This is a genomic window from Pseudomonas sp. XS1P51 (assembly GCF_054897845.1).
On the sequence record NZ_CM142707.1, the window covers coordinates 7,186,379 to 7,201,899 of the forward strand.

Below are 15,521 nucleotides of genomic sequence, written 5' to 3' on the forward strand. Positions count from 1 at the left end.
CCTGTGGGAGCGAGCCTGCTCGCGATGAGGCCATCACATTCAACATCTATGTTGCAAGTTACACCGCCATCGTGAGCAGGCTCGCTCCCACAGGTGATTGCATTGCCAAAATAAGAGTGTTGTAACCGACTGAGATTTATCTGAACCGAGGTCCCATCAACGAACCACTTCAAGAGTGAATCGAACATGAGCGCCAACGTCGACCTGAACAACCGCCCCGACTACGACACGGTCCTGCAGGACATCGCCGACTACGTCCTGAATTTCAAAATCGAGTCCAGAGAAGCTTTGGACACCGCCCGCAATTGCCTGATCGACACCCTCGGCTGCGGCCTTCTGGCCCTGCGCTTTCCCGAATGCACCAAACACCTGGGCCCGGTCGTCGAAGGCACGATCGTCCCTTTCGGCGCCCGCGTGCCGGGCACCAGTTACCGGCTCGACCCGGTCAAGGCAGCCTGGGACATCGGTTGCATCATTCGCTGGCTCGATTACAACGACACTTGGCTCGCCGCCGAATGGGGTCATCCGTCCGATAACCTCGGTGGCATTCTCGCGGTGGCCGATCATCTGTCGCAAAAACGCCTGGCCAATGGCGACGCGCCGCTGACCGTTCGCGCGGTGCTCGAAGCGATGATCATGGCCCACGAGATCCAGGGCGTCATCGCACTGGAAAACTCCTTCAACCGCGTAGGCCTTGATCACGTCATCCTGGTGAAAGTTGCCTCGACTGCCGTCACCGCCAAACTCATGGGCGCCAATCGCGAGCAGTTGCTGTCCGCGCTGTCCCACGCGTTCGCCGACGGCCAGGCGCTGCGCACGTATCGGCATGCGCCGAATGCCGGGTCGCGTAAATCCTGGGCGGCGGGCGATGCGTCCAGCCGTGGCGTGCGTCTGGCAGACATCGCGATGCGTGGCGAGATGGGCATCCCCGGCGTGCTGACCGCCAAGCAGTGGGGCTTCTACGACGTGTTGTTCAGCCACACCAACAACGATCTGGCGCTCAAATCCGAGGACAAGCGGGCTTTCAGTTTCTCCCGCCCGTACGGCAGTTACGTGATGGAAAACGTGCTGTTCAAGATCAGCTTCCCTGCCGAATTCCACGCACAAACCGCCTGCGAAGCCGCCGTCACCTTGCACCCGCAGGTCAGAAATCGCCTGCACGAAATCGATAAAATCGTCATCACCACCCACGAGTCGGCGATCCGCATCATTTCCAAGGTCGGTCCGCTGGCCAACGCGGCGGACCGCGATCACTGCATTCAATACATGACGGCGGTGCCACTGGCCTTTGGCAATCTGGTGGCCGAGCAATACGAAGACGATTTCCACTCTGCGCACCCGATCATCGATGTGTTGCGCGAGAAAATGGTCATCGTCGAAGACCCGCAGTACACCCGCGAATACCTTGAGGCCGACAAGCGCTCGATCGCCAATGCGATACAGGTATTTTTCAAGGACGGCACCAGCACCGAGAAGGTGGTCGTCGAGTATCCAATCGGCCACCGCCGTCGCCGTACCGATGGCATTCCGTTGCTGGAAGACAAGTTCAAGGCCAACCTGACGACGCGTTTCACTGCCCAGCGCAGCGCCGAGATCTTTGCGTTGTGCAAGGATCAGACAGCGCTTGAAGCGACGCCGGTCAACCGCTTCGTCGACTTGTTCGTCATCTGAATGGATGCACACAGTCCCTGTAGGAGCTGCCTTCGGCAGCTCCTACAGGGGCCGTTTTCAGCTGTTGAGCCACTTCTCCACCGGCAACTTGGTGATGGCAAAACCTGTCAGCAGAACCGCCGAGTAAACCATCAACTCCCGCGAAAGACTTTGCCCCTCATACCACGCACCGATGATCACCGCGAACACCGGAAAAATGATGAACACGAACGACAAAATGATCGGGCTCAGCCGTTTTAGCAGCAGGAAATAAACGATAAACCCGCCCACCGATGCCACCAGTCCCAGGTAGAGCAGGGCGCTCCAGGAGCGCACGGTAATGTCATCGAGCACCGGCGATTCGAAGCTCAGTCCCGCAACGAACAGCATCAAACCGGCGATGCCGATGGGCAGGGTGTTGTAGGTGATCACGCTGATCGAACGGCCGTGTTTCTTGGTCACCACGTAACACAGCGCATGCATCACCGCCGCGCAAAGGATCGCCAGTACACCAAACAACTCGGCGTGGTCCAGATGCAGGCCCTGGCTGCGGATAATCATGAACAGGCTGGCGAACCCGATCGCGATGCCGAGCACTTGCGAAGGGTAGATTTTCTCCCGCAGAAACAACGCCGAAAACATCAGGATGAACACGGGCATACAGCTGAACAGCAACGCCGTCAGACCGGACGAAACGTGCATTTCGCCGTAGTTGAGCAAGTAGTAGGGCAGGCTGAAATACGACAGCGTGACGAAGACAAAGAACCAGCGGCTTTGCCTGGGAAACAGCAGCGGCTCACGGCGTAGCAGGGCGAAGCTGAGGAACAGGGGGAAGGCGATGAGGAACCGCAGGCCGGCGGCGGTCAGTGGCGGCACGCTCTCGACGGCAATCTTGATCCCCAACCAGGTCGTGCCCCAGCTCAGGCAAACGATCAGGAACAGTACGCTGGTGATCAGCGCGGACAGCCAGGGTTTTGCAGTACTTGAAGTCGCGCTGATAGCGATGGGCATGATCGAGCTCCTTTCGTCGTCGGAATTGACCTTTGGGGGAAAAAGATTTATCCCTGATTGAACCTGTTTTCAGCACGCTATTCGGGAAGGTAATGACTGTCAAAGTAAGTATTGCCATGGTGTCAATCCTGCGGGACGGGCTCATCAATGGCGTGGGCGTGAAGTACAAGCGCCTCGCCGTCGCCGTCGAAAAAGGCATCGCCGAGGGGTTGATCGAGCCCGGCTGCAAATTACCGCCGCATCGACTGTTGGCCGATAGCCTGGGCGTCACCATCGGCACCATCAGCCGCGCTTACGGCGAACTCGAACGAGTAGGGTTGGTGGTCGCTCGCGTAGGAGACGGCACCTATGTGCGTCAGCGCGGGATGGAACGTTCGCGGGACGGTGGCTTCCGCAATGTCAGTGATGAACCGCAGGCGTTTTTCGACATGAGCCGCAATCAGCCGATTCCGGGGCAGGAAGCGGTCTTCTTGAGTCAGAGTCTGCAAGCACTGTCTGTCGATACTGAGACGTTGCTACACATCAGCGGCTACACCGCCGATGTTGGTCTGCAGCGCTATCGTGCGGCGGGCGCGCACTGGCTCAGGCATGGGGTGTTTGCCCCGAGCGCCGATCAGATCGTTTGCGTGAATGGCGGCCAGCACGGTCTGTTGTGTGCCTTGATGGCGCTGCTCAAGGCTGGCGATACCATGGTGACCGAACACCTGACCTATCCAGGATTGATCGCCGTTGCACGCATGCTTGGCATCAAGCTCATTGGCGTCGCGATGGATGATGAAGGATTGATGCCCGACGCTTTGGAAGAGGTTTGCCGCAACCATCGTGTGTCGGCGTTGTATTGCACACCAACGATCCAGAATCCTACGGCGGCGGTGATGTCCGTCGCACGGCGTGAGGCGATTGCGGAACTCTGTCGGCAGCACAATCTGTTGATCTTCGAAGACGAAGCCCACGCGGTGTTGGCTCAACAGCGACCGTTGCCCTTGAGTCATTTCGCCCCGGAGCGCTCGGTGCTGATCGGCAGCCTGAGCAAGGCGGTATCGGCCGGTTTGCGGGTTGGTTATCTGCATGCGCCGCAACCGTTGATCGGACGATTGAGCGCGGCAGTACGCGGCACCTGCTGGATGGCCAGCCCGCTGACGCTGGAGGTGGCGAGCCTGTGGATAGAAAACGGCGTCGCGGAGCAGTTGCTGGACCAGCAGATTGTTGAAATAGGTCGGCGCAAGGCATTGGTGAGTGGGCTGATGGAGGGGTTGGCCTACAAAGCCCATCCGCACAGTCCGCACTTCTGGGTCGAAGTGCCCGAGCCGTGGCGGGCCTCGCAGGTTGCGGCCGAGCTCAAGGAGAATAATTATCGGGTGGCCACCGCCGAAATGTTTGCGGTCGGGCATGGGGCGGTGCCGCAGTTTGTTCGGGCGAGTGTTTGTAATTCGACGGGGGATGATCGGTTATTGCTGCAAGGGTTTGAAGCGCTGGCGGGGGCGCTGAGGGAGACCGTGTAAGCGTTGGTTCGCCGACGGGAGCAGGCCTTAAACGGCCTGTCCGGCCTCCAGAACCAGAAAGTCAATCAACGCCCGCGCCGCTGCCGGCAACTGCCGATGAGGCGGATAAATCACTGAAAACGGTCGACTCCGACCGCCATAAGCTTCAAGTACCTCAACCAGTTCGCCGCGTTCGATTCGCTCTCTGACGATGAAGTCGTAGGTCTGGCAGAGCCCCAGTCCACTTTGCGCCAGTGAGACAATGCCCAGCACGTCGTCGGACACTTGCACATCCCCCGTAGGCACCCATTCCAGCGCCTGGCCGTTGTCGTGAAACAACCACGGCCCGATCCGCCCGCTGCTGGGCATGACAAACGGCAGGCAGGCATGAGCAGGCAAGTCACTGAGTTTTTGTGGGGTGCCGGCGCGGTGCAGATAGTCCGGCGCCGCCACTACGCGCAGACGCGCGTCTTCGAGTTTGCGTCCGATCATCCCGCTGTCCGGCAAGTGACCGAGACGGATCGCCAGGTCATACCCTTCAGCCACCAGATCGACATTGCGGTTGGTGATGCTCAACTCGATCCGCACCTGCGGATAAGTTCGGGCAAAGCGTGCGAGCAGCGGGGGCAATCGGTAATGCCCGTAGGTCGTCGGCACGCTCAGGCGCACGCGGCCGCTCAAGGCGCCGTCCTGGCCCTGGATCCGGCGTTCCGCATCGTCGATCAAGTTGAAGGCCGAGCGCGTCTGTTCCAGATAGAGCAGGCCCGCTTCGGTCAGGCTGAGGCGGCGAGTGGTGCGCCTGAGCAGTTGCACGCCGAGCCGCGCTTCAAGCCGCGAGAGGGCGCGGCTGATCACCGACGGCGTGGTGCCCAGCGCCACCGCGCCGGCACTGACGGTGCCTTTCTCGACCACGGTGACGAAGGCTTCGACGTCGGCCAGGTAATCGAATCGACGGGCCATTATTGTCTCCAGAGGCCAAGTGATGTTCGTGATGGTGAGTTTATCGCCGAAGACGGCATCAATACAGTGAGCGGCTTGGAGGGGCAATCCGGCCTCGTCGAACCTGCTCGGAGATCGCATGAAAAAGCTCACCACGTTGGCACTGACTGCCACACTTGCCGCCACCAGCGTTGGCGCCCAGGCTGACAACGTGTTGGTGGTCCTGTCGGACGCCAATCATCTGGATTTGAAAGACGGCAAAGTGTTCTCCACCGGTTTTTACCTCAATGAGCTGTTGCAGCCGGTGAAGCTGCTGCTGGATGCCGGTCACACCGTGACCTTCGCGACGCCCAAGGGCAACGTGCCAAGCCTGGACACGTCCTCGGTCGACCCGATGTATTTCAACAACGACCAGGCCGAGCTCGAGCGCTATAAGGCGTTGCTGGAAACACTGAAAATCACATCGCCCCAGGCTTCACCGGTAATCAGTCTGTCTCGGGTCGAGCAGATCGGTTACGCACATTTCGATGCGGTCTACATCCCGGGTGGTCATGCGCCGATGCAGGATCTGCTAACCAGCGCGCCACTGGGCCGGTTGCTGACGAATTTTCACACCCATGGCAAAACCACCGCGCTGGTGTGCCATGGTCCGATCGCGCTGCTGTCGGCGATGCCGAAGGCAGCGGAGTTTGTCGGGCAACTGGAATCGAAAGGGCAGGCTGCGGCTGATCCGCAATGGATCTACGCGGGCTACAAAATGACCGTGATCAGCAATCAGGAAGAGGAACTGGCCAAGGGCCTGTTGAACGGTGGGGCGATGAAATTCTACCCGCAGACCGCGCTGCAGCAGGCGGGTGGGCAGTTCAGCAGCAACACGGCACCGTGGACGTCCCATGTGGTGCAGGATCGAGAGTTGATTACCGGGGAGAACCCGGGTTCGGCGCTGGAGGTGGGCAAAGAGTTGCTCAAGCGTCTTAAGTAACACCGAGTTATCGTTCTTCGCGAGCAGGCTCGCTCCCACATTGACCGCGTACGGCGACACGGTTTCCTGTGGGAGCGAGCCTGCTCGCGATAGCGGTGTGACAGACGCTGCAAAACTACTTGAACCGCCGCTCCACCCCTTTCTCCACCAGAATCTTCGCCGAAATTTCTTCCACCGAAAAATGCGTGGAATTGATGTTCGGGATGTTCTCGCGTCGAAACAGATTCTCCACCTCGCGCACTTCGAATTCGCACTGGGCATAGCTCGAATAGCGGCTGTTGGGCTTGCGCTCGTTGCGGATTGCGGTGAGGCGGTCCGGGTCGATGGTCAGGCCGAACAGCTTGTGCTGGTGGGCGCGCAGGGCGCTTGGCAGTTGCAGGCGCTCCATGTCGTCTTCGGTCAGCGGGTAGTTGGCCGCGCGGATGCCGAATTGCATGGCCATGTACAGGCAGGTTGGGGTTTTGCCGCAGCGCGACACGCCCACCAGGATCAGGTCGGCCTTGTCGTAATAATGCGTGCGCGCACCGTCGTCGTTGTCGAGGGCGAAGTTCACCGCCTCGATGCGCTCCATGTAATTGGAGTTGGTGCCAATGGAGTGGGACTTGCCGACGGTGTAGGAAGAATGCTCGGTCAGTTCCTGTTCGAGAGGCGCCAGGAAGGTCGAGAAAATGTCGATCATGAAACCATTGGACGTTGCGAGGATCTCACGGATGTCCTGGTTCACAATGGTGTCGAAGATGATCGGCCGAAAGCCGTCGTTTTCGGCGGCCTTGTTGATTTGTTGTACCATGGCCCGCGCTTTATCCACGTTGTCGATGTACGGACGCGTGAATTTGCTGAAGGTAATGTTTTCGAACTGCGCCAGGAGGCTTTGGCCGAGGGTCTCGGCTGTGATGCCGGTGCCGTCGGAAATAAAGAAAGCAGATCGTTTCATTTGCACCTTGGGCCTTAAGTGAGTGTCCTGTATCACAAGTGCGTACCTTTATGGCGGCGCCTGTTGTCGCCATACTACGTTGCCGCTCCTCGCCATAGCCAGCTATGACTTGTCGCGGCGCCTTGTCTGGCAACAACAGTCACTCGCCAAAAAGGCACGCACTTGCGACACAGGACACTTGTGACGAATCTTGGATATGATAGGCGCGATTTGCCGGCCGCCAGTGGCCCGCATTCTCACTTATTTTCCAGGTCCAGGCCATACAGCTGGCAAACGCTCCCTGTAGCCGCCGGCTTCTGAGCTTTTCCAACACAGTTAGTGGAGAGATCACCTTGGTAGAGTACGTAGTTTCCCTCGATAAGCTCGGCGTCCATGATGTAGAGCATGTGGGGGGCAAGAACGCATCCCTGGGCGAGATGATCAGTAACCTTGCAAGTGCCGGTGTATCGGTGCCCGGTGGCTTCGCCACGACAGCTCAGGCTTATCGTGATTTTCTGGAACTGAGCGGCCTGAACGATCAGATCCACGCCGCCCTCGACGCCCTGGACGTCGACGATGTCAACGCCTTGGCCAAGACCGGCGCCCAGATCCGTCAATGGATCATGGAAGCCGAATTCCCCGAGAAGCTCAACGCCGAGATCCGCACCGCGTTCGCCACGCTGTCGGCCGGCAACCCTGACATGGCCGTGGCCGTGCGCTCTTCCGCTACCGCCGAAGACCTGCCGGACGCTTCCTTCGCCGGTCAGCAGGAAACCTTCCTGAACATCCGTGGTGTCGAAAACGTCATTCGCGCCGCCAAAGAGGTGTTCGCTTCGCTGTTCAACGACCGCGCCATTTCCTACCGCGTCCACCAAGGCTTCGACCACAAGCTGGTGGCCCTGTCGGCCGGTGTGCAGCGCATGGTCCGTTCCGAAACCGGCACCGCCGGCGTGATGTTCACCCTCGATACCGAATCGGGCTTCCGTGACGTGGTGTTCATCACCGGCGCCTACGGCCTGGGTGAAACCGTCGTACAAGGCGCGGTGAACCCGGACGAATTCTATGTCCACAAACAAACCCTCGAGGCAGGCCGTCCGGCCATCCTGCGCCGTAACCTGGGCAGCAAAGCCATCAAGATGATCTACGGCGAAGTGGCCACGGCCGGCAAGTCGGTCAAGACCATCGATGTGGACAAGGCTGATCGCGCACGTTTCTGCCTGACCGACGCCGAGGTCAGCGAGCTGGCCAAGCAAGCGATGATCATCGAGAAGCACTACAAGTGCCCGATGGACATCGAATGGGCCAAAGACGGCGACGACGGCAAGCTCTACATCGTTCAGGCCCGTCCTGAAACCGTGAAGAGCCGTACCTCGGCCAATGTCATGGAACGCTACCTGTTGAAAGAAACCGGCACCGTGCTGGTTGAAGGTCGCGCCATCGGCCAGCGCATCGGCGCCGGCAAGGTGCGGATCATCAAGGACGTGTCCGAGATGGACAAAGTCCAGCCAGGCGACGTGCTGGTTTCCGACATGACCGACCCGGACTGGGAACCGGTCATGAAGCGCGCCAGCGCCATCGTCACCAACCGTGGTGGCCGTACCTGCCACGCGGCGATCATCGCTCGCGAGCTGGGCATCCCGGCCGTGGTCGGTTGCGGCAACGCCACCCAGCTGTTGCAAGACGGCCAGGGCGTGACCGTTTCCTGCGCTGAAGGCGACACCGGCTACATCTTCGAAGGCGAACTGGGCTTCGACATCAAGAAAAACTCCGTGGACGCCATGCCTGATCTGCCGTTCAAGATCATGATGAACGTCGGCAACCCGGACCGTGCCTTCGACTTCGCACAACTGCCGAACGCCGGTGTGGGCCTGGCCCGTCTGGAATTCATCATCAACCGCATGATCGGTGTTCACCCCAAGGCGCTGTTGAACTACGACGGTCTGCCGCAGGAAATCAAGGACAGTGTCGACAAGCGCATCGCCGGTTACGACGAGCCGGTTGGTTTCTATGTCGATAAACTGGTCGAAGGCATCAGCACCCTGGCCGCTGCGTTCACCCCGAAAAAGGTCATCGTGCGTCTGTCGGACTTCAAGTCCAACGAATACGCGAACCTGATCGGCGGCAAGCTCTACGAGCCGGAAGAAGAAAACCCGATGCTGGGTTTCCGTGGTGCTTCGCGTTACATCAGCGAAGCGTTCCGTGACTGCTTCGAACTCGAGTGCCGCGCCCTGAAGCGTGTGCGCAATGAGATGGGCCTGACCAACGTTGAAATCATGGTGCCGTTCGTCCGTACCCTGGGTGAAGCGAGTCAGGTGATCGACCTGTTAGCAGAGAACGGTCTGAAGCGTGGCGAAAACGGCCTGCGCATCATCATGATGTGCGAACTGCCGTCCAACGCGATCCTCGCCGAAGAATTCCTCGAGTTCTTCGACGGCTTCTCCATCGGTTCCAACGATCTGACTCAGCTGACGCTGGGCCTGGACCGTGACTCCGGGATCATCGCTCACTTGTTCGACGAGCGTAATCCGGCGGTCAAGAAGCTACTGGCCAACGCCATTGCCGCGTGCAACAAGGCTGGCAAGTATATCGGCATTTGCGGTCAGGGCCCTTCGGACCACCCGGACCTGGCCAAATGGCTGATGGAGCAGGGCATCGAAAGCGTCTCGTTGAACCCCGATTCCGTACTGGAAACCTGGTTCTTCCTGGCTGAAGGTCAAACTTCGGCTTGATGGTGTTGCTGGTCTAGGAGCGAGCTCGCTCGCGATGGTGGCTAACGATGACGCGTGTTTGCTGGATAAACGCGGTGTTCTGAAGTCTTTCGCGAGCAAGCTCGCTCCTACAGACGGTGAATGAAGTCCCGGTCGATCGTCCGGGTCTTTAAGATTCAAGCAGGGCGGGCTCCTCAGGAAGCCGCCCTTTTTTGTGCAAGAGCATTATGCAAAGCAGCAGCAACCTATTTCCTGTCGCCCTGATCAGCGCCGAGCGGCGCGGCGATCTGAGCGAAGACGTCTATCGTTTGAAACCCGGCAACAGCCCTGACGGCACTGTCGAACTGGCTGTAACGCGCCTGGGCATGGCCGACGAGCCGGCCGTGCGCGGCGTGCCGGTGATTTTGTTGCACGGCAGCTTTTCCAATCGACGCTTCTGGTTTTCCCCTAAAGGTTTGGGACTGGGCGCTTATCTGACGCGCCTGGGATTCGACGTGTGGATTCCGGAAATGCGTGGTCATGGCTTGTCTCAGCGCAACCAGAATTACCGCAAGAACCGCGTCGCCGACTACGCTCGATACGATCTGCCAGCCATTGGCGCATTCGTTCGTGAGCAAAGTGGCCAGGTCCCGCACTGGATCGGTCACTCGCTGGGCGGCATTACGCTGGCGGCGGCATTGGGCGGTGAATACATCGGCGAGCCTGTCGTGGCGTCTGCGGCGTTCTTCGGGACGCAGGTCAGTCGCACTTACTGGCCGTTGAAGATTCCGCCGGTGGAGTGGAGCGGGCGCTTCATTCTCAAGCGTTTTGCCCAACTGTCGGGCTCACGGCTCAAGCGCGGCCCGGAGGACGAGCCGATTGGCCTGGCCCTGGAAAGCATGCGCTGGTACGGGCTGTTCGGGCGCTTTGGCGATGCCGACAAGGATTGGTGGGCCGGACTGGCGGAAATCCGGTTGCCGGTGCTGGCCGTGAGTGCTGCGGGAGACCATCAGGACCCGACCTGGGCCTGTCGCAAGCTGTTCGATCAGGTGGGTTCCGGGCACAAGCAATTCATCAACCTGGGCCGCGAACAGGGTTTCGGTGAAAATTTTGGGCACGTGGAAATGCTTGTCAGCAAAGCGGCCCAGGTCGAAGTCTGGCCGTTGGTGGCGAGCTGGCTGGCGGATCAACAGACACCGTTGCTGGGTGAAAAGCCGGATCTTGCTACGGCAAGCTGAGCCAGATGCTCTAACAGGGGCATTTCGCTCTGATCGGCTTGCGGCTAAGATATGACGCATTGAGCTTTTCTGGTCACTTTGCGACATCTCGATTGTCTTCCTCTCTACAGGAGTTTCTCGATGAACCATTACATCACGCCTGACCTGTGCGACGCCTATCCGGAGCTGGTACAGGTGCTGGAACCGATGTTCAGTAATTTCGGCGGCCGTGATTCTTTCGGTGGCGAGATCGTGACCATCAAATGCTTCGAAGACAACTCTCGGGTCAAGGAGCAGGTCGAGCTCAAGGGGAATGGCAAGGTGCTGGTGGTCGACGGTGGCGGTTCCCTGCGTCATGCGTTGCTGGGTGACATGCTGGCCGAGAAAGCCTCGAAAAACGGTTGGGAAGGGCTGGTGATCTACGGTTGCATCCGCGACGTAGATATCATCGCGCAGACCGATCTGGGCGTTCAGGCCCTCGCCAGCCACCCGAGGAAATCCGACCGGCGCGGGCTCGGCGATCTCAACGTAGCGGTGACTTTTGCCGGTGTGACGTTCCATCCAGGCCATTACATCTACGCGGACAACAACGGCGTGATCATCTCGCCAAGCCCGCTGAAAATGCCTGAATAAAAGCGCTGACCAACAAAGGGGTGAGGATGTTCGAGGAAGAAAACGCGCAGTGGGGGCTGGTGCATGCCCTGGTGCTGGATGGTAAAGGCGGTGCGCGTTCGATAGCCCGGACTGAACTCGACGACTTGCAGCTGCAGGCCCATGAAAGCCTGTGGTTGCACTGGGATCGCAGTCATCCGCAAACCCAGACCTGGCTGCGCAAATCCAGCGGCCTGAGCGAATTCAGCTGTGATCTGTTGCTGGAAGAAAACACCCGTCCGCGTCTCTTACAGCTTTCCGACAGCGAACTGCTGCTATTTTTGCGCGGGGTCAACCTGAATCCGGGTGCCGAACCGGAAGACATGGTCTCGGTTCGGATCTTCGCCTCGGCCCAGCGGGTGATTTCCCTGCGTCTGCGCCCGTTGCGCGCCACCGATGAGTTGCTGGTGCAGCTCGCCGAAGGCAAAGGACCGAAAACCGCCTCCGAACTCATCCTTTGTATGGCCCAGTACCTCACCAACAAGGTGCAGGATCTGGTCTCCTGCCTCTCGGAAGTGGTCGATGAGGAAGAAGAAAAGCTGGATGCCGACGAACGGTATACACCCGAGCACGGAGCCATTTTGCAGATCCGTCGCCGGGCTGCTGCGTTGAAGCGGTTTCTTGCTCCGCAGCGGGATATTTTCGGTCAACTGACGCGGATCAAACTGCCATGGTTCGTCGAGGACGATGGTGATTACTGGAACGAATTGAACAACAGCCTGACCCGTTATCTCGAAGAGCTGGAATTGACCAGGGAGCGGGTGGGGTTGGTCCTTGAGGCCGAAGACCGGCGTTTGAGCGTGCGCATGAACCGCACGATGTACCGCTTCGGGATCATCACCGGGATCTTTTTGCCGATGAGTTTTCTGACCGGTCTTTTGGGTATCAACGTCGGCGGTATTCCATTCTCTGCCAGCCCTTATGGCTTCCTGATTGCCTGCCTGATGATGATCTCGGTGGCACTGGGGCAGTGGTGGTTATTCCGACGTTTGCGCTGGGTCTGACGATGCTTCATGTGACCCGAGCAAATTTGACCGCGTCTTTCACAGACATCACGAGAGGTGCGTATGCACGATCCGTTTGAACAGTCTTTGCGTGACATGCTGAACGCTTCGCCGTCCACCCGGGACGACGATGCCTGCCTGGGTCGCGTGCTGAAAACCGCCAATCGCCAGGTCGGCGCGGGCGATCTGTTCAGCCTGCTGGGCCGCTGGCTGCCCGCGCTGATGATCGCCCTGAACAACGGATCGGCCCATGTCTCGCCGGTCTCCCGTCTTCGTAAACCTACCGTTCGCACTGCTGATAAGGCTGATTGAATATGGAACTTGATCTCTGGACTCAGAGCCTCGTCACTGCAATGACTGCGTTATGGACCAAGGTTGCGAATTTCATTCCGAACCTGTTTGGCGCACTGGTTGTGCTGCTGTTGGGTTTTGTCGTGGCGAAACTTTTGGACACTTTGCTGTCAAAGTTGCTCGCCAAGCTGGGACTCGATCGCCTGATGGGTGGCACCGGTCTGACTAAATTGCTGTCCCGGGCGGGTCTTCAGGTACCGATCTCGACCCTGATCGGCAAGATTGTCTATTGGTTCGTTCTGCTGATATTTCTGGTTTCTGCCGCAGAATCCCTTGGACTTGAGCGAGTTTCGGCTACGCTGGACATGCTTGCGCTGTATTTGCCGAAAGTATTCGGCGCCGCGCTGGTGCTGCTGGTGGGTGTGTTGCTGGCGCAATTGGCCAATGGGCTGGTGCGTGGTGCGGCAGAGGGCGTAGGGCTGGATTACGCCTCCGGTCTGGGGCGAATTGCTCAGGGCCTGGTGATTATCATCAGTATTTCGGTCGCAATCAGCCAGTTGGAGGTCAAGACTGACCTGCTCAACCATGTGATTGTGATCGTATTGATTACCGTTGGTCTGGCGGTTGCGCTGGCCATGGGATTGGGAAGCCGGGAAATAGCCGGTCAGATTCTTGCGGGAATCTATGTGCGAGAGTTGTATCAGGTTGGGCAACAAGTGCGTGTTGGCGAGGTCGAAGGTCAGATCGAAGAGATCGGCACGGTTAAAACCACATTGCTGACCGATGAGGGTGAGCTAGTCTCTCTCTCCAATCGGATCCTCCTGGAGCAGCATGTGAGTAGCCGCTAACCCGGCAAACCCTGCTAATGTATGCCGCCGCAAAATGCCCTGAAAGGGCTGCGGCGGACATTGACCTGACTGTCGGCCCGACTTGTTTTGAATAAAGCTCAATCGCTCTCCACGCGCTACGACCCCCGCGAGCTCTCTGATGAGGAGTTGGTCGCGCGCTCGCATTCCGAGCTGTTTCACGTAACGCGCGCCTATGAAGAACTGATGCGGCGTTACCAGCGAACATTATTTAACGTCTGTGCACGATATCTTGGGAACGATCGCGATGCAGACGATGTCTGTCAGGAAGTGATGTTGAAGGTGTTGTATGGCTTGAAGAACTTCGAGGGGAAATCGAAGTTCAAGACATGGCTATATAGCATCACGTACAACGAATGCATCACGCAGTATCGGAAAGAACGGCGAAAGCGTCGCTTGATGGACGCATTGAGTCTTGACCCCCTTGAGGAAGCGTCTGAAGAAAAGGCGCCGAAACCCGAGGAGAAGGGCGGACTTGATCGCTGGCTGGTGTATGTGAACCCGATTGACCGTGAAATCCTGGTGCTACGATTTGTCGCAGAGCTGGAATTTCAGGAGATCGCAGACATCATGCATATGGGCTTGAGTGCGACAAAAATGCGTTACAAACGTGCTCTAGATAAATTACGTGAGAAATTTGCAGGCATTGCTGAAACTTAGTTCGGCGCAAATATCTCTTACGTGTAGGCAAGTTCTGATAGAATTGCCGCCGAGTTGTCCCCCGGTTTGCGGGACTGCTTCACAATCACCAGATGGGGATTTAACGGATGAAACTGAAAAACACCTTGGGCTTGGCCATTGGTTCTCTTATTGCTGCCACTTCGTTCGGCGCGCTGGCACAAGGCCAAGGCGCAGTTGAAATCGAAGGCTTCGCCAAGAAAGAGTACTATGACAGCGCTCGTAACTTCAAAAACGACGGCAACCTGTTCGGTGGTTCGGTTGGTTACTTCCTGACCGACGACGTTGAACTGCGTCTGGCCTACGACGAAGTTCACAACGTTCGTGGCGAAGATGGCAAGAACATCAAGGGCTCCGATACCGCCCTGGACGCTCTGTACCACTTCAACAACCCAGGCGACCTGGTACGTCCATACGTATCCGCTGGTTTCTCCGACCAGAGCATCGGCCAGACCGGTCGCGGTGGTCGTAACGGTTCCACCTTCGCCAACGTTGGCGCCGGTGCCAAGCTGTACTTCACCGAGAACTTCTACGCCCGTGCCGGCGTTGAAGCTCAGTACAACATCGACCAGGGCGACACCGAGTGGGCTCCAAGCGTCGGTATCGGTGTGAACTTCGGTGGCGGCTCCAAGCCTGCTGCTGCTCCAGTTCCAGCACCAGCTGAAGTCTGCTCCGACAGCGACAACGATGGCGTTTGCGACAACGTTGACAAGTGCCCGGACACCCCAGCCAACGTAACTGTTGACGCTGATGGCTGCCCAGCAGTTGCTGAAGTTGTTCGTGTTGAGCTGGACGTGAAGTTCGACTTCGACAAGTCGGTAGTCAAGCCTAACAGCTACGGCGACATCAAAAACCTCGCTGACTTCATGAAGCAGTACCCATCCACCAGCACTACTGTTGAAGGTCACACTGACTCCGTCGGTCCTGACGCTTACAACCAGAAACTGTCCGAGCGTCGTGCAAACGCCGTTAAGCAAGTTCTGACCAACCAGTACGGTGTTGAATCGTCCCGCGTTCAGTCTGTTGGCTACGGCGAATCCCGCCCAGTTGCTGACAACAAAACTGAAGCTGGTCGCGCTGTAAACCGTCGCGTAGAAGCGCAGGTTGAAGCTCAAGCTAAGTAATTAGCTCGCAGCTCTGAAAAGCCCGGC

The 15,521-nt window shown here is 58.4% G+C and carries 14 protein-coding genes; 11 read left to right on the forward strand and 3 right to left on the reverse strand.

Features of this window, described 5'->3' with window-relative positions; all coding sequences use genetic code 11:
- The first annotated feature begins 186 nt into the window (after nucleotides 1-186).
- A complete protein-coding gene (prpD, locus tag ACYZUD_RS33235; RefSeq protein ID WP_462021978.1) occupies nucleotides 187-1,671 on the forward strand; it encodes a 2-methylcitrate dehydratase in 1,485 nt (494 codons plus the stop codon).
- 57 nt (nucleotides 1,672-1,728) lie between these two features.
- Here the strand turns inward: prpD and ACYZUD_RS33240 are convergent, their stop codons facing one another.
- Nucleotides 1,729-2,661, reverse strand: coding sequence for a DMT family transporter (locus ACYZUD_RS33240; protein ID WP_462021979.1), 933 nt, complete (start codon nucleotides 2,659-2,661; stop codon nucleotides 1,729-1,731).
- Nucleotides 2,662-2,753: 92 nt separating this feature from the next.
- Between ACYZUD_RS33240 and ACYZUD_RS33245 the strand changes: the two genes are divergently transcribed.
- Entirely contained in the window at nucleotides 2,754-4,163 is a 1,410-nt protein-coding gene (locus tag ACYZUD_RS33245; RefSeq protein ID WP_462021980.1) for an aminotransferase-like domain-containing protein, read from the forward strand.
- A gap of 27 nt (nucleotides 4,164-4,190) precedes the next feature.
- Here ACYZUD_RS33245 and ACYZUD_RS33250 read toward each other — a convergent pair whose 3' ends face one another.
- Complete coding sequence (locus ACYZUD_RS33250) at nucleotides 4,191-5,102, reverse strand: LysR family transcriptional regulator (protein WP_462021981.1); 912 nt, start codon at nucleotides 5,100-5,102, stop codon at nucleotides 4,191-4,193.
- A 118-nt stretch (nucleotides 5,103-5,220) separates the two neighbouring features.
- On the opposite strand from ACYZUD_RS33250, the gene ACYZUD_RS33255 reads away from it, so the two are divergent.
- Nucleotides 5,221-6,063 carry a type 1 glutamine amidotransferase domain-containing protein gene (locus tag ACYZUD_RS33255; protein WP_462021982.1) on the forward strand — a complete coding sequence of 281 codons (843 nt, stop codon included), beginning with the start codon at nucleotides 5,221-5,223 and terminating at the stop codon, nucleotides 6,061-6,063.
- A 115-nt stretch (nucleotides 6,064-6,178) separates the two neighbouring features.
- On the opposite strand, the gene ppsR is transcribed toward ACYZUD_RS33255, so the two are convergent.
- The gene (gene ppsR, locus ACYZUD_RS33260) at nucleotides 6,179-6,997 is read right to left on the reverse strand and encodes a posphoenolpyruvate synthetase regulatory kinase/phosphorylase PpsR (protein ID WP_462021983.1); all 819 of its coding nucleotides are present in this window, start codon (nucleotides 6,995-6,997) and stop codon (nucleotides 6,179-6,181) included.
- 332 nt (nucleotides 6,998-7,329) lie between these two features.
- Here ppsR and ppsA point away from each other — a divergent pair, with 332 nt between their 5' ends.
- The 8 genes from ppsA to ACYZUD_RS33300 all read left to right on the forward strand — a co-directional run bounded on the left by ppsA (nucleotide 7,330) and on the right by ACYZUD_RS33300 (nucleotide 15,494).
- Entirely contained in the window at nucleotides 7,330-9,705 is a 2,376-nt protein-coding gene (gene ppsA / locus ACYZUD_RS33265) for a phosphoenolpyruvate synthase (RefSeq protein WP_462021984.1), read from the forward strand.
- 206 nt (nucleotides 9,706-9,911) lie between these two features.
- Nucleotides 9,912-10,901 (forward strand): alpha/beta fold hydrolase, encoded by a 990-nt coding sequence (locus ACYZUD_RS33270; protein WP_462021985.1) that lies wholly within the window; start codon nucleotides 9,912-9,914, stop codon nucleotides 10,899-10,901.
- A gap of 120 nt (nucleotides 10,902-11,021) precedes the next feature.
- Complete coding sequence (gene rraA / locus ACYZUD_RS33275) at nucleotides 11,022-11,513, forward strand: ribonuclease E activity regulator RraA (protein WP_462021986.1); 492 nt, start codon at nucleotides 11,022-11,024, stop codon at nucleotides 11,511-11,513.
- Between the two features lie 26 nt (nucleotides 11,514-11,539).
- Nucleotides 11,540-12,535 carry a zinc transporter ZntB gene (locus ACYZUD_RS33280; RefSeq protein WP_462021987.1) on the forward strand — a complete coding sequence of 332 codons (996 nt, stop codon included), beginning with the start codon at nucleotides 11,540-11,542 and terminating at the stop codon, nucleotides 12,533-12,535.
- A 63-nt stretch (nucleotides 12,536-12,598) separates the two neighbouring features.
- Nucleotides 12,599-12,847 (forward strand): CrfX protein, encoded by a 249-nt coding sequence (locus tag ACYZUD_RS33285; RefSeq protein ID WP_462021988.1) that lies wholly within the window; start codon nucleotides 12,599-12,601, stop codon nucleotides 12,845-12,847.
- A gap of 2 nt (nucleotides 12,848-12,849) precedes the next feature.
- Nucleotides 12,850-13,674 (forward strand): mechanosensitive ion channel family protein, encoded by an 825-nt coding sequence (locus tag ACYZUD_RS33290; protein ID WP_008048604.1) that lies wholly within the window; start codon nucleotides 12,850-12,852, stop codon nucleotides 13,672-13,674.
- An 87-nt stretch (nucleotides 13,675-13,761) separates the two neighbouring features.
- Nucleotides 13,762-14,352, forward strand: coding sequence for an RNA polymerase sigma factor SigX (gene sigX / locus ACYZUD_RS33295; RefSeq protein ID WP_026331741.1), 591 nt, complete (start codon nucleotides 13,762-13,764; stop codon nucleotides 14,350-14,352).
- 107 nt (nucleotides 14,353-14,459) lie between these two features.
- Entirely contained in the window at nucleotides 14,460-15,494 is a 1,035-nt protein-coding gene (locus tag ACYZUD_RS33300) for an OmpA family protein (protein ID WP_462021989.1), read from the forward strand.
- Nucleotides 15,495-15,521 lie beyond the last annotated feature (27 nt).